Here is a 20,057-nt window from a genome sequence, read left to right on the forward strand (position 1 = left end):
GTCGGCCGAGGCTCCCACATGCCGAAACAAGACCAGGGGAGTCCGACAAATCATGTCCAAGACAATAACCGCAACGGCGGTCGTTGCAGTGCTAGCGATCGCGTCACCTGCGGCTTCGCAGGATAATACGCCGCCGCCGATCCTGTTCACCAATGTCGATGTGTTCGACGGGTTCGGCCCGGATCTGATCGAGGATGCCAACGTGCTCGTCGAGGGCAACGTCATAACTCAGGTCTCCACCGATCCGATCGAGGTAGAGGGCGCCTTCGTCATCGAAGCAACTGGAAAAGTGATGACGCCCGGTCTGATCGATATGCACCAACACGTGATGCTCAACGCGCCCGAAGGCACAGCAGCCTATCAGACCCGCTGGGACGGCGCGGCTGGTGGAGCAATTGCCATCCAATACATGAACGATCACATGCTGATGAAGGGGATCACGACGGTTCGGGACATCGCCGGCGATCCGCTGGATGTCGCCAAGGCCATCGATATGGGCCTCATTCGCGGACCGCGGGTATATTCCTCCGGTGGCGCCATTGGCCAGACTGGCGGTCACAGTGACTGGGCGGGAAGGAACGTACCGCCCCACATACTCGAAAACGGTTTGGATATGGCGCAGGCGACCGGCAACACTTGGGTGGTCGACGGAGTGGATGATGTTACGCTTGCTGCGCGTCTAAACTTGCGCCGGGGAGCGGCTTTTCTCAAGGTCATGGGCGGCGGAGGAGTTGCAAGCGAGTTCGATCCGCTCGAGATTCTTGGGCTCGCCGAGGACGAGGTTGCCCGGGCAGTCGAAATCGCACGTGACAACGGCACTTATGTGGCCGTGCATGCGTACCACGACGAAAGCTACGAGAGGCACCTGAGGCTCGGTACCCGCTCTTTCGAACATGGCTTCCTGATCTCCGAGGACATGGTGAAGAAAATGGTCGCAAAATACAATGAAACCAAGGACATTGTCTGGAGCTTCCAGTGCTTTATGAGCGTCAAGTCCTTCGGTAGCTATGATTCCATGCCGGCATTCTTCACACATGAACAGAAGCTCAAGGGCGTAGCGGCCGGCGAAGGCGTGCGCCGGATGTCCAAGTGGATGAATGAGTACGGCATGTTCATTGTGGGGGGGTCGGACATGTTCAGCCCTGGACTGGTCGAGAAGATCAAGGAGGACATCACCTGCAACGTCGATGCGGGTTTCAGCCCTGCGCAGGCCTTGAAGCACTGGACCGGCAACGCGGGGATCGTGCTCAAGTGGTCTGGTCCAAAAGACCCCTATCCGACCTATAACTTGGGCCAGATCGCGCCTGACAGCTATGCCGACATCCTGATCTGGGACGGCAACCCGCTTGAGGACATCAACCTGATCCTGGATGAGAGCAAGCTGCAACTCGTGATGAAGGATGGCCGCGCCTACAAGAACACCATGGTCGATACCGACAGCATTATGTACCGACCGGCAGTTCGTGAACCAGCTGTTTATCCATAAACATTTGAATTGGGTGGTGTGATGTACACGAACACGCTGACCCGATGATCCTGCGGGGCGGTTTTCTACCTCGGCCGCCCCGCGAAACACTTTTTGGAGAAAGAGATGCATCGTTTGCTGACTATGAGCATTCTGACGCTGTTTGTTCCGCTCGCCGCGCCCGCTACGGCTGAGCAGATCGCCTGGCAGGATCTGATCGATCCGTCGGCACAAACCTATGAGGATCCTTTTGAGGATTTGAACTATCAACAGATCGAATCCTTGCGGGCGATCGTACGAAACAGGGAGCTGCTGAACGACGCCACTCTCAGCGAGGCTCAGATGGCTGACGGTGCCGCAAAAATCAATGCGGCACTTGAGGAACTGTCTGAAGACGGGATTGATGCAGATTGGCTGATCGACCAACGCTGGACCGTCGCCGACCGGCGCAAGAAAGCAGCAACAGCGGCTAATCCGAACCTTGATGGTCAAATCGTTACATTGGCGGGTTACGCTATCCCAGCGCCTTTCGAAGCGGACGGGACCACTGTCGTCTACCTCGTTCCCATACGCGGCATGTGCAGCCATACCCCACCGCCAAACGCCAATCAGATGATCCGGGCGCGAGTATTTGACGACTGGAGCCCCACTACTATGCACGAACCGGTGCGGCTGACAGGCAAACTGTCAATTGAAGAAACAAATTACACTTTCCGCATCGTAGACGGCAATGTGCCAATGAGCTCCAGCTATGTTTTGGAGGTCTCGCAGACTGAAACGATGCGAGATCTGATGACCAGCACGCCAACAACAAATGATTGGGCGGCATCGATTGCTGATCGCATCCTTGCAGCGGGTCATCGCAAGACCGGCGGGGCAAAGGCGTCTGAATGATAAGACTTCTCGTTGTCACATTGAGTGTTGCGGTTGCTGGCGCTGCCTCGGCACAAGGACTGTCTGGGCCTTCTTCGGTCGAGGCTGATCTACAGCCCGGAGATGGACTGACCGACCCACAGTACCGTTCCGATTTTCCACGCAACATCGCTCCGGGTTGGTTTCAGTGGAAAGACCGGCTGGCTGAGGGTGGGTTTCGGTTCAACGTGGATTACTTGGCACTGGGCCAAACCACGAATGCAGATTTGGGAACTGGTGAAGCCGCAAGTGGAATCGCTCGTATCTACGGAAGTTGGCAGGCAACTGAACGGGGTTCCCTGACATTCAAGATTGAAAACCGGCACAGCTATACCGATGTTGCCCCACAGTTTCTCGGGCTGGATGGCGGAGCGCTTTCGATCACTGGGACGGCCTTCAACGATAATGGTTTGTTATTGACCAACCTGTTCTGGACCCAAAGGGCCGAGAACGGTTCGTGGACGCTGCAAGTCGGGCAGATTGATGTAACCGACTTTGTGGATATTTACGGGTTGGTAAGCCCCTACAGTGGTTTCCAAAACCTGTCCTTCAACACCAACCCGACGATTAACACGCCCAACCAAGGCATTGGCATTGCCGGTGGGGTAAAGCTGAGCGATAACCTTTACGCCGTCGCGAGCGTCTCAGACGCAAATGCCGACCCGTCTGATCCAAACCTTGATGTGTTCAGCGATGGTAATTTATTCAAATCACTCGAACTCGGCTACACTTCTGGCTTTGATCGCATCTACTTCGACAATATCCATCTGACCCTCTGGCATGCGGACGCGGCTGATGATGGTAGCCGTCCAGAAGATTACGGCGCCGCGTTTTCTGCTGCATGGTTTGTTGACAATAAGTGGATGCCATTCTTTCGGGCAGGCGCCTCAAAAGGGACAGCAGCACTCTATGATCGGTCCATTTCTGCCGGTATCGGCTATTACGGTCACAATACCGATTTGGCCGGGCTGGGTCTGAACTGGGCTGAGGCAAGAGGCAAAGACGGCGATCAGTTCACGCTTGAAGCATTCTATCGCTTTTCAATCTCACCCGGGCTGCAGATCACGCCGTCGATACAATTCATCTCCAACCCGCTTCTGAACCCTGACCAGGATAGCATTACTCTGTTTGGTTTAAGAACCCGGATTGTTTTCTAGCACGGGGTGATCTCACTCGGAAAAGATTTGTGTCAAAGGGCGATTGAAGTAGAACAACAGGACTTTGCAAAGTCTACTTTTTCTGCGCATTGCAGTCAATCAGGCCATCTTCAGCGAATGACCGCAAAGAGCCCAGACTGACCACTCAATTTAGCTCTCAAATTTCGCGCTGGCTCGGACGGCTTTTGGTTCCCAGCACAACTCTCAGTACGCGTGCAATCTCCTGTTCAGGCGCTGCATAGATGCCATGTGATTTCTTGTTTCGCCCGATGAACAAAGTAAGCCCTTCAATTGCTGCAGTGACGTGAAGAGCTAGTGACTCGCAGTCTTCTGGTGGCCAGTCTGGACGGCTGGCTCCGATCAGCCCTGCAATCACCTGTCGCTCAAGCTCGTGGATTTTGTCCATCAGTTCTGCCGCAGCGCCGTCATGTAATGAACGCGCCCAGAGTTGCGGGAAGACTCCCAAAATTCAGAAGTGATCCGCGCCATTCGCGCGGCGAAAGACAGACGTTCTACGCGCGGAGCAATCGGAAATATCAATATGGATCAATGTGATAATGCGCGTTGTTAACGAGGTGAGAGAGGTGTCGATAAGATGACCAAAGCTAGTGCACAGACAAAGGCGAAGCAGGCAGCCTCGGCCTTCATCCGTGAGGCGCGGGAGGCAGGCTGGCAGCGCGCGAAGTTCGAGATCAAGCCTGATGGCAGTGTCATCGTCGATGCCAACATGGTCGCGCCAGAGGCAGCCGACGACTTTCTCAATAGTGACTTGAGAATGGGCGAATGACCCGAAAGAGCCTGCCAAAATACGTTTATAATGACAGGGGCTACCTACGGTTCATCCGGCGTTCACGCGGTATCTCGGTCATGATGCACGAGGAAGCGGGCACGCCGGAATTTTGGGATCATTACAATCGCCTGCTGAAGGGAAAACCAGCGCCAGCGCCGGTGAAACGCAATTTTGAGGCGTTGATTCTTAGCTACTACGAGAGCGACGCCTACAAGAAGCTGAAGCCCCGTACGAGATCCGACTATCGGCGGTATATCAGCCACATTCGTGAGATCTGGGCCGACAAAGACCCGGCTAGGATCGAAACCCACCACATTTATGAACTGCACCGGGCCAATGCGGATAATTGGAGGCAAGCCAACTATCTCGTTCAGGTTATGGTCGTCTTGATGAATCACGCCCGGTTGATCGGCTTCATCAAGAAAGAGCACGGCAATCCGGCAAAGGGCATCCCGCTTTTCAAGCAGCAGAGCGACGGCTGGGAGCCTTGGCCAGATGATGTTCGTGCCGAGTTCGAAGCGCTGGCTTCAAAGAGGGCGCGGCTGGTTTACGAGCTTTGCGTTGGAACAGGCCAGCGTATTGGCGATGTCGTGAAGATGAAGTGGGAGCACTTCTCGGATGAAGGATTCGATTTCACGCAGGGCAAAACTGATAAGCCTCTTTGGATCCCGCTCACCGACCGCCTGAAAACCCATCTCGACGGGCTCGCACGAACGGACGGCACCGTTGTGACCGACGCCAAGGGTCGACCAGTGAGCTACCGGATCGTTGCGGAGGAAATGCGCACCATCAAAAAGAAGATGAAGCACGAGAAGGCGAGCTACTACAAAACGCACGGGCTCAGGAAAAATGCGACGATCGAGCTGTATCTGGCCGGATGTGATGACGAGATGGTCAAAGCCGTCACCGGTCACTCAGGCGTTGAGATGCTCAAAAAATACGGCGGGCCGATCCGACAAAGAGAGCTCGCCAAGCGCGCTCAAGAAGCAAGAAATCAGTTGGAACGAAGCAAGACCGAAACGTGAAAGTTTCAACGGTTGTTTCAAAAATGGCAGTGAAGGAGAGGAAGGATGACGCAAGTCATTGATTTTATTGGAGGCGAGTACCGGAATCGAACCGGTGTACACGGATTTGCAATCCGCTGCGTCACCACTCCGCCAACTCGCCTTTTCAAGTAAAATCAAATACTTGCTGTGGTGTGACTGGGTTTTTAACAGCTTTCCTCTGGGGCGTCCAGTGGATTGCGTGCGAATTTGCCGGCAAGACCGAAATTTGCCGAAGTCTACGCTCAAGAAGGTGATCACGATTCAGGTTGCGGCAACAGGGGCGTTGCTGGAAGGTTCAGGATATGGCACAAGCCCGACATCTTTGGGAATGAGACGAGATATCCAATGACTGACTTCGCAGCCCGGCGCCGCACAATGGTTGATACGCAGATCCGCCCCTCTGACGTCACCAAGTTCCCGATCATTGAGGCGATGCTGAGTGTTCCGCGCGAAAGCTTCGTACCCGATTCTCAGCGCGAGGCGGCCTATGTGGACGGCCTGATTGATCTGGGTGGCGGGCGCAGCATGCTGGAGCCGCGGACCCTGGCTAAAATGCTGGACGTGTTGAACATATCCAAGGATGAGATGGTCTTAGATATCGCTCCGGCAATGGGGTATTCCACGGCTGTTACCGCACGGATGGCTGAGTTGGTCGTGGGTGTTGAATGCGACGAAACCCTTGCAACCGAGGCGCAAAACCTCTTGGCCGAAGCCGAAGTGCTTAACGCTATCATTCACGTTGGCGCGCTGGAACAGGGTGTGGCGGAACACGGTCCCTATGATGCAATCATGGTGCAGGGCGGTGTCGAGCAGGTGCCCGATGCCCTGTTGGATCAACTCAAGGACCACGGTCGGATCGTGTGCCTGTTTGTCAACGGCAACCTGGGTACAGTTCGGATTGGTCGAAAAACCGGGGGCCGCGTCAGTTGGCGTGATGTGTTCAATGCCAATGCGCCGGTTTTGGAAGGTTTTTCGGCAGAGTGTGCATTTTCGCTATAGTCCGCCGATAGATTTTTCTATCGCCTTGATTAGTTGAAAAGAAGGCCGCAAACTGCCTGCAGGGCAGTGTAATTTCGTTTGAGAGGATTTTGGTATGCGTGGTTCGGCGACAGGTAAGCTGGTCAGGGCGTTTGCTGTGACCGCAGGACTTGCCATGAGCGTGATGCCAGGGCGTGCAGCGTGGGCAGACAACATAACGGATGCGTTCATCGGCGCGTATAACACCAGTGGTTTGCTTGAACAGAACCGGGCGTTGCTGCGCGCGGCGGATGAAGATGTGGCCATTGCGCTTTCTGCGTTGCGGCCAATCATCAACTGGACCGTGCAGGTCAGCCAGGATTACACCCGTTCGCGGGTCAATAATGTCGTGACGACAAACGAACCGTCGCGGTTCTTTTCGGGCCTGACGCTGAGCCAGCTTTTGTATGATGGTGGCGCGTCTGTACTAGGCAAGCAGTCGGCGCAGGAAACGGTGCTGTCGACCCGGCAAACCCTGATTGATATTGAACAACAGGTACTTATTCGCGCAGCAAATGCCTATCTGGGCGTTCTGCTGCAGGAAGAGACCGTGGCGATCCGCCAGAACAACGTGGATGTGTCGGCAGAGGAACTTAGGGCGTCGAATGACCGCTTCGAAGTTGGTGAAGTGACCAGGACCGACGTCGCGTTGTCCGAAGCACAGCTGGCAAGCTCTCAGGCGGATCTGGCGGTGGCACGCGGTGAATTGAGCATTGCGCAGGCCGAATACGTGAATGCAGTCGGAAAGGCACCGGGGCGAACGGCTGGTCAGCCGAGCCTGCCCAATCTGCCGCGTTCCGAAGCAGAAGCTGTGAATCTAGCGCAACGCAACCACCCGGCCATTCTATCGGCTCAGCATCAGGTCAGGGCGTTTGATCTGGTCGTGCAGCAACAGCGGGCAAACCTTGGGCCGAATGTCAGCCTGAATGCCGATGCTGGCGTGTCCGAGCGCTATGACAATAATGACTATGTGAACGACGCGACCGTGTCGCTGAACTTCACACAACCTATCTACGCGGGTGGCCGGTTGGCGGCAAATGTGCGTCGCGCAATGGCCAGCCGGGATGCCTCGCGTGCGAATCTGCTGAACGTTCAAAAGAACATCACGCAGGGTGTGACCGACCGGTATGCGGCGTTTCAGGCGGCCAGCGCCAGCCTGAGGGCATCAACCGAGCGCGTTAACGCCTCGCAAGTGGCTTTTGATGGCATCCGGGAAGAGGCGACTCTGGGCGCGCGAACAACTCTGGATGTATTGAATGCACAGCAGGATTTGCTGGATGCACAGCTGGCAGAAGTCGCTTCGCGCACCGAACGGTCGCGGGCTGCCTATCAGTTGTTGCAGGCGCAGGGCCTTCTGACAGCCGAGCGTCTTGGGTTGGCGGTGCAAATCTATGATCCGACATTGTATTACAATCTGGTCAAGAATGCGCCGGCACAGGTCAGCAAGCAAAGCAAGGATCTGGATCGCGTTCTCAAAGCATTGCGCCGGGACTGATCGACAATACTATTTGTTGTGAGGCGCGGATTGTTTGGCTACACTCGATCCAAGGATAGAGCGGTAGAGAACAATGTCTGATAATGTCGTGAAAGCAGGGATCGAAGACGTTCTGTCTTCGGTCAAACGTCTGGTCAGTGAAGACAGTCGTGATAAAACCGTCTCGGATCAAACGACTAAAGCACGCAAGCCGGGGCGGCTGGTGCTTACTGATGCATTGCGCATCAGCACACCAGATCAATTGGGGGTGATTCCCGCTAAAGCTGTGTCGGAAGCCGAAGTTTCAGATGCCGCCAAGCCCATGTTGTTACGCACCTGTGACATCGTTCAGACGGGTCAACCTGCGAACGCTGACCAGGACAAGCCAGAAGCCGCCGAGACGAAACGCGCTCCGTCGGATGATGCAACAAGCAGCCTGAGTGCAAAGATCGAAGCGCTGGAAGCGGCAATTGCGCAAACAGAAGATCAGTGGGAACCGGACGGTGACAGCCAGGATGCATATTCGGGCACACCGTCACACGCGCTGCCATGGGATGTCGAAGAAGAATTTGCCGCTGCGATGTCGATTGATGCTGTCGGTGGTGACGAACCAGCGGCGGTTCAGCAGGACGAAGACGCATCTGGTCAGGCGGAATTCATCCGGTCGTCTCAGGCTGTTGTGTCTGATGCCGATGCCGAAGAACCTGATTCCGACGAAAATGTCAGGACGATCGACATGGATGAAGACGCACTGCGCACCCTGATCGCAGAGGTTGTCCGCGCCGAGCTGCAAGGAACGATGGGCGAGCGGATTACACGAAATGTGCGCAAGATGGTCAGGCGAGAGATCGCCCGCGCTCTTGCGGCTCAGGATCTGGAGTAGCGATCACCCGCTGTGCGGGGGCTGCGCGAGGCTGAACAGCAGGTCAAGGTCCATGTGGCGCTCCAGATGATCGGCCAGATCGTCCAGCGCTTGCTCGACGCCGTCCTCATAGGACAGGTCCGAGGTCACGCCTATCGTTGACAAATACCGCGCCCGGAATGCGTCGGACGAAAAGATACCGTGCAGATAACTTCCCTTGATCCGCCCGTTTGCGCTGGCCGCGCCTTCAGGGCGGCCTTCGACCTCAAGCCATGCATTGGTGCAATCCGGCCCGTCTGTATGGCCCATGTGGATTTCGTATCCGGTGACCGGCTCTCGGTCCGGCAAGGCATGGGCCGTACGCAGAACAACTTGCTTTTGCCCTCCCATGACCGTGTCTACATCCAGCAACCCCAACCCTTCGACCTTACCCGGTCGACCGTCCACGCCATCGGGGTCGGAAATGGTCTTGCCCAGCATCTGAAAGCCACCGCAAAGACCCAGCACATGCCCGCCGCGCCGGACATGACCAAACAGGTCGATGTCCCAGCCTTGTACACGGAAATAGGCCAGATCTCCGATGGTTGACTTGCTGCCCGGTAGCAAAACCAGATCGGCATCGCCCGGCAAAGGGTGTCCGGCCGGAATGATCTCGACGCTCACTCCGGGTTCGGCAGACAAGGGATCAAGGTCGTCGAAATTCGCCATCCGTTCAAGTTGTGGCACAACAACCTTGCATGTGCCGCCTGTGTGAGAACGGATGTCCATCATATCTTCGGCCGGAAGCTTCCAGGCGTCTTGAAACCATGGCACAACCCCCAGACAGGGCCATCCCGTTCGAGAGGCGATATCATCGCGCCCTTCGTCAAAAAGGGATACATCCCCCTTGAACCGATTGACGGCAAAGCCCTGAATTCGAGCAAGATCGCCGTCATCCAGAACCGCCTGAGTGCCAACGATTTGTGCAATCACACCGCCGCGGTGAATGTCGCCGACAAGTATCACCGGAATATTCGCAGCGCAGGCAAAACCCATATTGGCGATGTCACCCTTGCGCAGGTTTGTTTCGGCCGGGCTGCCCGCCCCTTCGATCAGAACCAGATCCGCGTCGCTGCACAATCGGTCAAAGCTTTCCAATGCGGCGCTTAGCAGTCTGGATTTATCCTTGCGGTAATCACCGGCTTTCATGGTGCCCGCGCGCTGCCCCTGAACAATGATCTGCGCGCCGGTATCTGTTTCGGGTTTCAGCAATACAGGGTTCATATCGGTATGTGTCGCCCGCCTTGCCGCCCGTGCCTGAAGGGCCTGCGCGCGACCGATTTCCCCACCGTTTTCCGTAACAGCAGCATTGTTCGACATGTTCTGCGGCTTGAAGGGCGCAACCCGATGACCCCGCCGTGTAAAAGCCCGCGCAAGCCCCGCCACCAGAACGGATTTTCCGACATTGCTGCCGGTGCCTTGAATCATGATGGCGCGAACCATGGGTTGTCTCCTACCTGTCAAGGCGCAGATGACCTGATTTGGGCGGGCAGGGGAAGCCCCGAACTCACCCTGACGCCCAGGATCGTGGTGGGATACGCATAGAAAAACGCGCTCTGATGGCAGAGCGCGTTTTTTCTGAGTTGAAACAGCCTTGGATCAGGCAGCTTCAGCCTGCTGAGCGGCATTGCGACGCTCGCTTTCTTCACGCGACAGCGCGACCGAGGTCCGCACGCCACGGCCAACGAACTCCATCAGTCCGCTGACAACCCGCTCGTTCGGGTCGATTCCCGCGCAAGACAGCACTTCGCGTCCATCGCGCGAGCGCGCCCAACGGGCGATTTGTTCCGGGCCATTGCCATACTTCTTGTCATCGGCAATGGCGTCATCGAGTGCGGCCAACACAACGGCCGCGAAAAGTTTGCGAGCACGATTGCCTTGTTCGTTGTTAAAGGCAGTGCCGTCAACGAAATCTCTCATCTCGTCTTCCTTGTTTTTCTTGCTCTTGCAATTTTCGGCGTGACGGTCCTTATGACCGATAAAGTGCGATTCGGATACAGCTAATATGCATAGTTGCGTTGCGTCACTTGCATATCTCGCTGCACCTGCAGCACTAGGTTTGGTTGTCTTGTCAGGTATGTTCCCGCCAGATATAGGAGGCGCAACTGACGCATCAACCGTTTGTGAAGGATTTATGTAATGCCCAAGATAAATGGGAACGAAATTCGCCCCGGCAATGTGCTTGAGCATAACGACGGCCTTTGGGCCGCGGTCAAGGTTGACCATGTGAAGCCTGGCAAGGGCGGCGCTTTCGCGCAGGTCGAACTGCGCAACCTGCGCAATGGTTCGAAACTGAACGAACGGTTCCGCTCAGCTGACAAGGTTGAGCGTGTGCGCCTTGAGCAGAAGGATCAGCAGTTCCTGTATGAAACCGATGGCATGCTGGTCTTCATGGATGCCGAAACATACGAACAGATTGAATTGCCAGCGGATTTGCTGGGCGAGCGTCGTCCGTTCCTTCAAGATGGCATGACGATTGTTGTCGAATTCTACGAAAGTGAAGCGCTGAACGCGACGCTGCCGCAGAAAGTGACCTGCAAGATCGTCGAAACTGAGCCGGTCGTCAAAGGTCAGACTGCCGCGAACTCGTTCAAGCCTGCAATTCTGGACAATGGCGTGAAAGTCATGGTGCCGCCGTTCATCGGTCAGGATGAAATGATCATCGTGAACACCGAAACGATGGAATATTCCGAACGCGCGTGACGTTTCGTCGCTATTAATGTCAGACCGCGCAGACAGCTGCTGCGCGGTCTTTTTTATGCACTGTTGCGGTACCGGTAATGCGCGGGGTCCGGGCCGAATAGTTCTAGCATCAGCTCGTATTTGATGCGGTTGGCACTGACTTGTCTGTAAAAGGCGATCAGGAACGCGGTCGGGCCCTGTATCCGGCCAAGCCCGCTGGTCGCGGCCACCACCGTGCCGACATCGGTCTTTCCTTGCAGCACCAGATAACCGCCCAACATCAGAATACCTACGGTTCCGGCGCCGTTGATTACGCTCAATAGGAACTTGGCCGAAAGCTTCCAAAGAAACATGCGCCGCCTTGTGTCATAGATGTCGTCGAACAGGGCATTGATATCCCGCTCGACGGCATCGATATCCTCGGTGGTCAGCCTATCAGTGGCGCTGCGCAAAAGGCGGACGCGTTCGGCGACGAACGTGTTCACTTTGCGTTGCGACACCAGAACGATAATGATCTGGGGCACAATCATGGAAAACGCGATAAGGCCAAGGCCTGGCTGCGTTGAGGATATATACCCGATCACGCTGATCAGCGTTCCAACCTGAACCACCGGGTCCGAAAATGCGCCCCCTGCAAACTTGCCCAGTTCCTCGGCTTCGGCCGAGATGGCGGTCGTCATGGTGCCCTTGCGCAGATTTTCACCCGTTTCCTTCAGGTCGGTCGCGCGCCAGAGCAAGCGTTGCCGGATCAGCCGGATCATGTCTTCGCCCAATGTACCCGCGCGAAAACCCAGAACCCATTTCAGGGCGAGGCTTAGCAGGATGACTATCATCATGCCGATGCCCAGCAGAACCAGCTTTTCGACATGAAGATCGTTGGACGTAAGGTGGTTGACAATATCGCGTTGAAATTCAAGCGGAACCGCGGCAAGCGCAGCAATGGCAATGGATAACAGAATGAGGACAATCTGCCGTCCGGCGCTGGCGCGCCAAATCGCGGAGTAAAGCTGAAACATGCGGGTATCCGTGTTGCCCCTGTGCCGACACATTGGCAGGGCTGGGTAACGGGTTCAAACTTTACGAAATAAACGGCGGATAAGGCCGTGCCGATTTGGCAACAAGTTACGCTTGATCCGTCAGGCGAACCACGATGTCTCCGGCCATCATGTCTGCATTCGCACGGTCAAAGCGCAGATACGCGATTCCGTGTCCGCCTGATTGCGTGAACAGGGTGCCGACGGGTTTACCGTTTGCGGCAATCTCAGTACCCACCGGAACCGAGCCTTCGACAAAGACCCGCCGCAAGCCTTTGCGCAATTCGGTCTTGTGCTTCATGCGCGCAGTCACTTCCTGACCGACATAGCAACCCTTTTTGAAGTCCACACCATTCAGCGCCTCAAACCCGGATTCGAGGATATAGCTGTCTGGCGTCAGTTCGACCCCAGCCTCGGGGATGCAGTGTCGAACGCGCAGCGCGTCCCAGTCGGTTCCGTCATCGCCTTCTGGGGCTGTCGAATAGACACGCCAACCCATATCCGGGTGACGGGGGTCGGGCAGGGCGGTGTCCGGTGCTGGACCTGTGCCGCGTTGTAGATGTAGATTCGTGCCTTCGATCACCACATCCGCGCGGAGTTTGTACATGTTCAGGCGCTTGATCAGGTCATCCGCAAGTGGCTCGGCCACGTCCAGCAGCACGCCACCGTTATCGCGTTTCAGAAAGAAATCTGCCAGATACTTGCCCTGTGGAGTAAGCAACGCCGTATAAACAAGCCCATTGCCCAGCCCCCGAACGTCATTGGTGACAAGGTCCTGCAGAAAGTTTTCGGTGTCCGAGCCGGTCAGGCGCAGGATGCGGCGGGTGGGCATGGCTTGGTCCTCGTCATTGCCTTTGGCCTCGTGATATAGGAAGTCCTGCAGTCAAGACCAGAGGTTATCGGACGTGCCCGCACCCGTCACTGTAGTGATTCCAACCTTGAATGCCGCCGGTTCCTTGCCTGCCTGCCTAGAAGCCCTGATGGAAGGGGTGCATTCCGGGCTGATCAGGGACCTGATCGTCAGCGACGCAGGTTCAACAGACCAGACTTTGAGAATTGCAGAAGATGTTGGCGCGCTTGTTCTTAAAGGAGAGCCATCGCGCGGTGGTCAATTGCGCCGGGGGTGTGCGCAGGCTGATGGTGAATGGTTGTTAATCCTTCATGCCGATACCGTGCTGCAACAGGGATGGGCCACGAGCGTAAGCGCCCATCTGCCATCCAACGCACCAGCGGCGTTTCGGTTGGCTTTTCGCGCGCGTGGGTTTGCGCAGGCCTGGGTGGCCGGATGGGCCAATCTGCGCAGCAGTCTGTTCGGTTTACCTTACGGAGATCAGGGGTTGCTGGTTCCGCGTGATGTCTATCTGGCGGCTGGTGGGTATCCGGACCAACCCTTGATGGAAGACGTCGCGCTGGTGCGCGCATTGCCACGGATCGAGATACTCGGGTCGCGTGCCTTTACGAGCGCGGAGCGCTATGAACAGGCAGGTTGGTTTCGGCGGGGTGCACGGAACTTGTGGACACTTCTGCGCTATTTTCTGGGGGTTGATCCACGGGTGCTGGCGCGGGGCTATCGACGTTAAGCGCCCGGCGCAACTCGACCAAAGATTTTCCCAGTCGAAACGGGGCCGCAAAGCTAACAAGACAAAGCGCCACGATTTGCAGAACCAGAATATGGGCATTGGCCTGCAGGTATTCCCACTCGTCCTTCAACTTGCCGACTTGCTGGATCAGGTCGTCATAGCTTTGTGCCAGGATCTGATAATCTCCGGCAATCGCGGGCACCTTGCGGCGCATGTTGTCGATGGCCACCTGTGTTTTGTCGTCCAGAGACGTGAAAACGAGGAACTGGTCGATATCGAAAGCATCAGCTTTGGCCGTCATATCCCGCAGCTCGTCCATTTCATCTTTGCCCTGACTTCCGAACAGGAAGTGCAGTCCCTGCAGGGGGGCCACTTCGTTGGTTACAGCGATGAACAGGGGCAATTCCGAGTTGCTGGCAGTTGATGCCGACAAAAATTCAACCTTGTCGCACAGCACTGCCGTATCAGGATCGTAAGCAGGGTCGCAGAAACGCAGACGAAACCGTGCGGCATCCCGGTCGAATGCCAATGTTGCGGCGTAGGCTACATCAATCTGGCGATCCAGTCGCGAACTGTCCGACGTATAAAGCCCCGCCAGAACAGCCACCAATGCGCCGATACCACCCAGCACGACCCAGACCAGATCGGCCAGTTTCCATGCCCTGTGCCCTGCTGGTTTACGGAACAAAAAGGCGGTGCCGATCGATCCTGACAGAAAAAACAGGATAAGCAGGGGCAATTGGTTGTCAGTCACAAAACTCATGTGCACGATCTTAGAACGTCGCACGCTGCCTGCAACCGGGATCACGTGCAGTTGTAACTTCTTACCAGACACCGGCGCACAGTACGAAACCAGGAGCGGCTTGCGGACACATCCCCGACAGTGGCGGTACTTTAACCACTGGAATCCCGCTTGACAAAAATCCCGGTTTTGACAGACACCACGCCCAAGTGAATAGGGCCCAAGACCCTTGTTGCGCGTATTCTGCGGGAAAGGTCGGGCATGACCCTGTTCGTCACTCTGATTATTCTGTCGGCGGCGTTGCTGCATGCCGTATGGAATGCCATCGTGAAAACGGCGGCGGACCGCACCACCATGCTGGGTCTGGTCGCGTTGGGTCAGGTGTTGCCGGCAGCGGTAATGGTGTTGGTGCTGCCCCTGCCGAACACACAGAGCTTTGTCTATATCCTGCTCTCGACCGTCGTGCATTTCGGCTATTACTTCATGCTGAGCAAGGCCTACCAGCATGGCGATCTGAGTGTGGTTTACCCCATAGCACGCGGGATTGTTCCGGCGCTGGTCTCGCTTTGGGCGATGGCGCTGGTGGGCGAAATTCTGCCCTGGCAAGCCTGGGGCGGAATCGCCCTGATCGCAGTTGGCATTCAGCTGAGCAGCTGGGCCGCGCTGCGTTCGGGCGTCGGGCGCAGCGCGCTGGGATTCGCGCTGGGAACCGGGTTTTGCATTTCGATCTATTCGGTCGTTGACGGCATCGGGGTGCGGCTGTCAGGCAATACGCTCAGCTATTGGGCGTGGGGGGCCTTTCTGCACCTGTTCATTGCAGGGTTTGTCGGAGTCAGGAAACGCGCCACCCTGAAAGACCTACCAGCCAGAATATGGATGACGGGCCTTTTAGGCGGGCTGGTTTCTATGACAGCGTATGGTCTGGTGCTTTACGCCAAGAACTTTGCGCCGCTGGGGGCGGTTTCGGCCCTGCGGGAAACCTCGGTCATCTTTGCGGCGCTGATCGGGTTCATTTTCCTGAAGGAAGGCAACTGGATGCGACGCCTGGGCGCCGCGGTCCTCATGGCGATTGGCGTCGCGCTGATCGGCACGGCGGTCTGATCCATTCTCTGAGCCACGGCGAGACGCGTTATCCGGCTGCGCCTTCTGATTGAAGCGCCCGGAAATACCGGATCGTTGCATCCAACCCTTCCTTCAGCTGCACCGTAGGCTCCCAGTTCAGAAGGGTCCGCGCCAGCGTGATATCGGGCTGACGTTGTTTTGGGTCATCCTCGGGCAACTCCCTGAAACTGATGGGGGTTTCCGCGCCAACAAGCGCCTGCACCTCGCGGGCCAGCTCGTTCATCGAGAATTCGTTGGGATTGCCCAGATTGACCGGGCCGGTGACCTCCTTGCCAGTATCCATCAGGCGGATGAACCCTTCGATCAGATCATCCACGTAACAGAATGACCGGGTCTGCGTTCCGTCGCCAAAGATGGTGATCGCCTCGCCGGTCAGGGCCTGCATGATGAAATTCGACACAACGCGCCCGTCGGCGGGGTGCATTCGGGGGCCGTACGTGTTGAAGATGCGGGCGACCTTGATCTCAAGCCCCATCTGACGGTGATAGTCGAAGAACAAGGTCTCGGCGCAGCGCTTGCCCTCGTCATAACAGGACCGCGGCCCAACCGGGTTGACGTTGCCCCAATAGTCTTCGGTCTGCGGATGGATGGTCGGGTCGCCATAGACCTCAGAGGTCGAGGCCTGAAAGATCTTGCATTTCAGCCGTTTCGCCAGCCCCAGCATGTTGATCGCGCCATGCACGCTGGTCTTGGTCGTCTGCACTGGATCGTGCTGGTAATGCACGGGCGAGGCGGGGCAGGCGAGGTTATAGATCTCGTCCACTTCCACAAACAACGGGAAGGTCACATCGTGGCGCATGAACTCGAACCGCGGGTTGCTGTGCAGATGGTCGATATTGCGCTTGGTGCCGGTGAACAGGTTGTCGACGCACAAAACCTCGTGCCCCTGATCCAGAAGCCGGTCGCACAGATGCGAGCCCAGAAACCCGGCCCCACCGGTTACGAGAACACGTTTTCGACTGTCATAAAGTCGGGCCATTGCAAATCCTTAATCATTAAATCCAAGCCAGCTTGTCACAGGGAAGCCGGGTCTTGGTTTGATTAGTAAACCGAAGGGATTTGAATTGCAGTAGATTTTGGTTTTTTGAGGGCGCGTGTGATGTGGGGGTGTCTTCCGCCTAGTCAATGCTTGATGCAAGGCATCAAGCACGCGGCTGACCTGCCCCCATGGGCGGGCGTGTTTCATGTCCGCTCTCAAAGTTGGCGCGAGACGACGGCAAAGTTTGATTGTTTTGATTGCTGACTTCTTGTTTTGTCCAACCAACTGCGTGATCGTTGTTTAGATGTATTTTATGCTGACTTTTTGATGGCTGTATTGATTGAGGTAGCACGACAAGATGAAACGGATAGAACGACACTATCAACGGCTCTTTCGAGATCTCAACGACTTCTCAAAGGAATACGAAGACGGGCGGCGGTCAAGAGCTTATCAGCTTTGTACGACAATTTATCAATTAGTCTATCAAGGTGGAAAAAACACTGCTGTTGCCAACTCGTTGGGATTGCTAAGCGGGGAGAACTTTCCTAATCCCCAAAGAGGCTGGGTGAACTTTGGGTTCCCAACTCTAAAGATTTCATTGTCAGCGACTCCGGCGCAAAACCGATTTGGCGCTGTAGGTGTCGTAAATAGTGACAGCCGCGTCAACTTCCAAACTTGGTGGAAAAAAACACGCATCATCAACTTACAGGGGCAACTGAAATTAAGTAGGATGGACTTCATTCGCACGATGCGAAATCAGGATGGTGGAGGGCATGTAGACCAAAATATAAAGGATAGAAATTATGAAATGCTGCTATTGGGAGCGTTTTCCAATATTAGATATTTCATCACGACGAGAGGTGTCAGGTTTGAAGTTCAGATGCCTCAAGGTGATGTCGGTTCGTTGCACGTTTTATCGAAAAAACCTCATATGCTAGAAATGTCACCCTCTGACATTTCGGGGCCACATGAGTTTAAAGACATTGAACTGGAAATTTGTTATCAGATTGCTTTGGAATTATTGTCGGTATTGAAACCACAAAAATCCTAAATCAAACATCCAACTCCTCCACAAACCGCGCGTTCTCCTGAATGTATTGGAACCGCAGTTCGGGTTTTTTGCCCATCAGACGCTCGACCAGATCGCCGGTCTCGCCGGGTTCGTCCTCGTCGATGGTGACCCGGATCAATTTCCGGGATTTGGGGTCCATTGTGGTCTCTTTCAGGTCCTTGGCGTCCATTTCGCCCAGACCCTTAAAGCGGGACACGTCGATCTTGCCCTTGCCGCCCAGACCTTTCTTCAGCCATTCGTCGCGCTCGGCCTCGTCCAGACAATAGACGCGTTTGGCGCCCTGGGTCAGGCGATAGAGGGGCGGGCAGGCCAGGTAAAGGTGGCCCGCGTCAATCATCGGGCGCATCTGGGTAAAGAAGAATGTCATCAGCAAAGACGCGATATGCGCCCCGTCCACATCCGCGTCGGTCATGATGATGATCTTGTCATAGCGCAGGTCGTCGACGTTGAACTTGGTGCCAAGCCCGACACCCAGCGCCTGTGTCAGATCGTTGATCTCGGCATTGGTGCCCAGTTTCGAACTGGCCGCGCCCAGCACGTTCAGGATCTTGCCGCGCAGGGGCAGCAGGGCCTGCGTTTTGCGGTCGCGGCCCATCTTGGCCGAACCGCCCGCGGAATCGCCTTCGACGATGAATAATTCCGTGCCATCGCGTGTTGAACTGGAACAGTCCACCAGCTTGCCGGGAAGACGAAGTTTCTTAGTGGCGGACTTGCGTTGCGTTTCCTTCTCGGCCCGACGGCGCAGGCGTTCTTCGGCCCTCAGGATGAGGAAGTCGAGGATCGCGCCGGCGGATTTCGTATCAGCCGCCAGCCAGTTGTCGAAATGGTCACGGACGGCGTTTTCGACCAGCCGCTGCGCCTCGACCGTGGCCAGACGGTCTTTGGTCTGGCCTACGAATTCCGGCTCGCGGATAAAGCACGACACCAGCGCGCAGCCACCTGTCAGCAGGTCGTCGCGGGTGATCTGCGCGGCCTTCTTGTTGTTAATCAACTCGCCATAGGCCTTGATCCCCTTGAGGATCGCGGCCCAGAATCCAGCCACATGGGTGCCGCCTTCGGGGGTGGGAACGGTGTTACAGTAGGACTGGATGAATCCATCACGCGACGGTGTCCAGTTGATCGCCCATTCGACCTTGCCGGGGGTGCCGAATTTCTCGTTGAAATCGACGGTGCCCGCAAAGGGTTGCTCGGCATAGGTGGACGAGCCGTTCATCGTCTCTTTCAGGTAATCCGACAGGCCGCCGGGAAAGTGGAACGAGGCCTCAAGCGGGGTTTCACCGTCATCGATGGCGGTTTTCCAGCGGATTTCGACGCCCGAGAACAGATAGGCCTTGGAACGGATGGATTTGAACAGCCGCGCGGGTTTGAACTTGTGATGGCCAAAGATGTCCGGGTCGGCGTGGAAGGTCACCGTTGTGCCGCGCCGGTTCGGGGCCGCGCCAACCTTTTCGACCGGGCCAAGTGGGATACCGCGCGAGAAACGTTGTTCATATAGCTGCTTGTCCCGCGCCACCTGCACGACCATCGAATCAGACAGCGCGTTCACCACCGACGCACCAACCCCGTGCAAGCCACCCGAGGTCTGATAAGCCTTGCCCGAGAACTTGCCACCTGCGTGCAGGGTACACAGGATCACCTCCAACGCGGACTTGCCCGGAAATTTCGGGTGCGGGTCGATCGGGATGCCGCGCCCGTTGTCACGGACGGTCAGGGCGTAGTCGGAATGCAGCTCGACCTCGATCCGGTTGGCATAGCCTGCCACGGCCTCGTCCATCGAGTTGTCAAGGATCTCGGCCAACATATGGTGCAGCGCACGCTCATCCGTGCCGCCAATATACATGCCGGGGCGTTTGCGAACCGGTTCCAGCCCTTCGAGCACCTCGATCGAGGAGGCGTCATAGGTAGAGGTGGCGCTGGGCGTCAACAGATCTTCGGGCATGGGTGCTGCTCTTGTTTTTGGGTTTCCGCCATTATGGCAGGTGATGTGGTCCGGGGGAAGAGGGACGCGAGGTGTTGTGGATTTTCTGCCAAGCCGCTTGCAATCCGTGCAGATAACCCGTCCTTTGATCCCGGTAAAGCAGAGG

At 56.3% G+C, this 20,057-nt stretch carries 19 protein-coding genes and 1 tRNA gene; 12 read left to right on the top strand and 8 right to left on the bottom strand.

Going from position 1 to position 20,057, the window contains the following annotated elements; translation table 11 throughout:
* Positions 1-52 precede the first annotated feature (52 nt).
* The 3 genes from I9188_RS00355 (at position 53) to I9188_RS00365 (ending at position 3,534) form a co-directional block, all read left to right on the top strand.
* Positions 53-1,486: an amidohydrolase family protein gene (locus I9188_RS00355; RefSeq protein ID WP_209503344.1), complete on the top strand. Its 1,434-nt coding sequence runs from the start codon at positions 53-55 to the stop codon at positions 1,484-1,486.
* A 123-nt stretch (positions 1,487-1,609) separates the two neighbouring features.
* A complete protein-coding gene (locus tag I9188_RS00360; protein ID WP_209504855.1) occupies positions 1,610-2,359 on the top strand; it encodes a DUF3299 domain-containing protein in 750 nt (249 codons plus the stop codon).
* Positions 2,360-2,565: 206 nt separating this feature from the next.
* On the top strand, positions 2,566-3,534 hold the full coding sequence (locus I9188_RS00365; protein WP_348540306.1) for a carbohydrate porin: 969 nt from the start codon (positions 2,566-2,568) through the stop codon (positions 3,532-3,534).
* 157 nt (positions 3,535-3,691) lie between these two features.
* Here the strand turns inward: I9188_RS00365 and I9188_RS00370 are convergent, their stop codons facing one another.
* The gene (locus tag I9188_RS00370; RefSeq protein ID WP_209503349.1) at positions 3,692-4,000 is read right to left on the bottom strand and encodes a TetR family transcriptional regulator C-terminal domain-containing protein; all 309 of its coding nucleotides are present in this window, start codon (positions 3,998-4,000) and stop codon (positions 3,692-3,694) included.
* 129 nt (positions 4,001-4,129) lie between these two features.
* Between I9188_RS00370 and I9188_RS00375 the strand changes: the two genes are divergently transcribed.
* Positions 4,130-4,321, top strand: coding sequence for a hypothetical protein (locus tag I9188_RS00375; RefSeq protein ID WP_024096637.1), 192 nt, complete (start codon positions 4,130-4,132; stop codon positions 4,319-4,321).
* A complete protein-coding gene (locus tag I9188_RS00380) occupies positions 4,318-5,349 on the top strand; it encodes a tyrosine-type recombinase/integrase (RefSeq protein ID WP_209503351.1) in 1,032 nt (343 codons plus the stop codon). The genes I9188_RS00375 and I9188_RS00380 overlap by 4 nt, the downstream gene beginning before the upstream one ends.
* A 68-nt stretch (positions 5,350-5,417) precedes the next feature.
* Here the strand turns inward: I9188_RS00380 and I9188_RS00385 are convergent.
* A tRNA-Cys gene (locus I9188_RS00385) sits at positions 5,418-5,491 on the bottom strand.
* A gap of 224 nt (positions 5,492-5,715) precedes the next feature.
* On the opposite strand from I9188_RS00385, the gene I9188_RS00390 reads away from it, so the two are divergent.
* The 3 genes from I9188_RS00390 (at position 5,716) to I9188_RS00400 (ending at position 8,744) form a co-directional block, all read left to right on the top strand.
* Positions 5,716-6,369 (top strand): protein-L-isoaspartate O-methyltransferase, encoded by a 654-nt coding sequence (locus tag I9188_RS00390; protein ID WP_209503353.1) that lies wholly within the window; start codon positions 5,716-5,718, stop codon positions 6,367-6,369.
* Between the two features lie 94 nt (positions 6,370-6,463).
* Positions 6,464-7,882 carry a TolC family outer membrane protein gene (locus I9188_RS00395; RefSeq protein WP_209503355.1) on the top strand — a complete coding sequence of 473 codons (1,419 nt, stop codon included), beginning with the start codon at positions 6,464-6,466 and terminating at the stop codon, positions 7,880-7,882.
* Between the two features lie 73 nt (positions 7,883-7,955).
* Positions 7,956-8,744, top strand: a complete 789-nt coding sequence (locus I9188_RS00400; RefSeq protein ID WP_209503357.1) for a hypothetical protein — start codon at positions 7,956-7,958, stop codon at positions 8,742-8,744.
* A 3-nt stretch (positions 8,745-8,747) separates the two neighbouring features.
* On the opposite strand, the gene I9188_RS00405 is transcribed toward I9188_RS00400, so the two are convergent.
* Both I9188_RS00405 and I9188_RS00410 read right to left on the bottom strand, forming a co-directional pair.
* A complete protein-coding gene (locus I9188_RS00405) occupies positions 8,748-10,205 on the bottom strand; it encodes a cobyric acid synthase (RefSeq protein ID WP_209503359.1) in 1,458 nt (485 codons plus the stop codon).
* A 156-nt stretch (positions 10,206-10,361) separates the two neighbouring features.
* Positions 10,362-10,682 (bottom strand): DUF6280 family protein, encoded by a 321-nt coding sequence (locus tag I9188_RS00410; RefSeq protein ID WP_037310273.1) that lies wholly within the window; start codon positions 10,680-10,682, stop codon positions 10,362-10,364.
* A gap of 219 nt (positions 10,683-10,901) precedes the next feature.
* Here I9188_RS00410 and efp point away from each other — a divergent pair, with 219 nt between their 5' ends.
* A complete protein-coding gene (gene efp / locus I9188_RS00415) occupies positions 10,902-11,465 on the top strand; it encodes an elongation factor P (protein ID WP_209503361.1) in 564 nt (187 codons plus the stop codon).
* Between the two features lie 53 nt (positions 11,466-11,518).
* Here the strand turns inward: efp and I9188_RS00420 are convergent, their stop codons facing one another.
* Together I9188_RS00420 and I9188_RS00425 are read right to left on the bottom strand one after the other, a co-directional pair.
* Positions 11,519-12,460: an ABC transporter transmembrane domain-containing protein gene (locus tag I9188_RS00420; RefSeq protein ID WP_209503363.1), complete on the bottom strand. Its 942-nt coding sequence runs from the start codon at positions 12,458-12,460 to the stop codon at positions 11,519-11,521.
* 106 nt (positions 12,461-12,566) lie between these two features.
* Complete coding sequence (locus I9188_RS00425) at positions 12,567-13,310, bottom strand: folate-binding protein YgfZ (RefSeq protein ID WP_209503365.1); 744 nt, start codon at positions 13,308-13,310, stop codon at positions 12,567-12,569.
* 73 nt (positions 13,311-13,383) lie between these two features.
* Here I9188_RS00425 and I9188_RS00430 point away from each other — a divergent pair, with 73 nt between their 5' ends.
* Both I9188_RS00430 and I9188_RS00440 read left to right on the top strand, forming a co-directional pair.
* Entirely contained in the window at positions 13,384-14,058 is a 675-nt protein-coding gene (locus I9188_RS00430) for a TIGR04283 family arsenosugar biosynthesis glycosyltransferase (RefSeq protein WP_209503367.1), read from the top strand.
* 1,003 nt (positions 14,059-15,061) lie between these two features.
* On the top strand, positions 15,062-15,901 hold the full coding sequence (locus tag I9188_RS00440; protein WP_209503369.1) for a DMT family transporter: 840 nt from the start codon (positions 15,062-15,064) through the stop codon (positions 15,899-15,901).
* 28 nt (positions 15,902-15,929) lie between these two features.
* Here the strand turns inward: I9188_RS00440 and I9188_RS00445 are convergent, their stop codons facing one another.
* Positions 15,930-16,901 carry a UDP-glucuronic acid decarboxylase family protein gene (locus tag I9188_RS00445; RefSeq protein ID WP_209503371.1) on the bottom strand — a complete coding sequence of 324 codons (972 nt, stop codon included), beginning with the start codon at positions 16,899-16,901 and terminating at the stop codon, positions 15,930-15,932.
* 358 nt (positions 16,902-17,259) lie between these two features.
* Between I9188_RS00445 and I9188_RS00450 the strand changes: the two genes are divergently transcribed.
* A complete protein-coding gene (locus I9188_RS00450; RefSeq protein WP_209503373.1) occupies positions 17,260-17,952 on the top strand; it encodes a hypothetical protein in 693 nt (230 codons plus the stop codon).
* 1 nt (position 17,953) lies between these two features.
* On the opposite strand, the gene parE is transcribed toward I9188_RS00450, so the two are convergent.
* Positions 17,954-19,912 (bottom strand): DNA topoisomerase IV subunit B, encoded by a 1,959-nt coding sequence (parE, locus tag I9188_RS00455; RefSeq protein ID WP_209503375.1) that lies wholly within the window; start codon positions 19,910-19,912, stop codon positions 17,954-17,956.
* Between the last annotated feature and the right edge of the window lie 145 nt (positions 19,913-20,057).

Origin of the sequence: Ruegeria sp. HKCCSA071, assembly GCF_017872555.1 — a bacterium.
Lineage (GTDB): Bacteria > Pseudomonadota > Alphaproteobacteria > Rhodobacterales > Rhodobacteraceae > Ruegeria.

Coding starts and splice junctions, on each gene's coding strand:
- I9188_RS00450 (WP_209503373.1), top strand. CDS start 17,260: ATGAAACGGATAGAACGACACTATCAACGGCTCTTTCGAGATCTCAAC.
- I9188_RS00400 (WP_209503357.1), top strand. CDS start 7,956: ATGTCTGATAATGTCGTGAAAGCAGGGATCGAAGACGTTCTGTCTTCG.
- I9188_RS00395 (WP_209503355.1), top strand. CDS start 6,464: ATGCGTGGTTCGGCGACAGGTAAGCTGGTCAGGGCGTTTGCTGTGACC.
- I9188_RS00360 (WP_209504855.1), top strand. CDS start 1,610: ATGAGCATTCTGACGCTGTTTGTTCCGCTCGCCGCGCCCGCTACGGCT.
- efp (WP_209503361.1), top strand. CDS start 10,902: ATGCCCAAGATAAATGGGAACGAAATTCGCCCCGGCAATGTGCTTGAG.
- I9188_RS00355 (WP_209503344.1), top strand. CDS start 53: ATGTCCAAGACAATAACCGCAACGGCGGTCGTTGCAGTGCTAGCGATC.
- I9188_RS00390 (WP_209503353.1), top strand. CDS start 5,716: ATGACTGACTTCGCAGCCCGGCGCCGCACAATGGTTGATACGCAGATC.
- parE (WP_209503375.1), bottom strand. CDS start 19,912: ATGCCCGAAGATCTGTTGACGCCCAGCGCCACCTCTACCTATGACGCC.
- I9188_RS00445 (WP_209503371.1), bottom strand. CDS start 16,901: ATGGCCCGACTTTATGACAGTCGAAAACGTGTTCTCGTAACCGGTGGG.
- I9188_RS00380 (WP_209503351.1), top strand. CDS start 4,318: ATGACCCGAAAGAGCCTGCCAAAATACGTTTATAATGACAGGGGCTAC.
- I9188_RS00420 (WP_209503363.1), bottom strand. CDS start 12,460: ATGTTTCAGCTTTACTCCGCGATTTGGCGCGCCAGCGCCGGACGGCAG.
- I9188_RS00425 (WP_209503365.1), bottom strand. CDS start 13,310: ATGCCCACCCGCCGCATCCTGCGCCTGACCGGCTCGGACACCGAAAAC.
- I9188_RS00440 (WP_209503369.1), top strand. CDS start 15,062: ATGACCCTGTTCGTCACTCTGATTATTCTGTCGGCGGCGTTGCTGCAT.
- I9188_RS00375 (WP_024096637.1), top strand. CDS start 4,130: ATGACCAAAGCTAGTGCACAGACAAAGGCGAAGCAGGCAGCCTCGGCC.
- I9188_RS00405 (WP_209503359.1), bottom strand. CDS start 10,205: ATGGTTCGCGCCATCATGATTCAAGGCACCGGCAGCAATGTCGGAAAA.
- I9188_RS00410 (WP_037310273.1), bottom strand. CDS start 10,682: ATGAGAGATTTCGTTGACGGCACTGCCTTTAACAACGAACAAGGCAAT.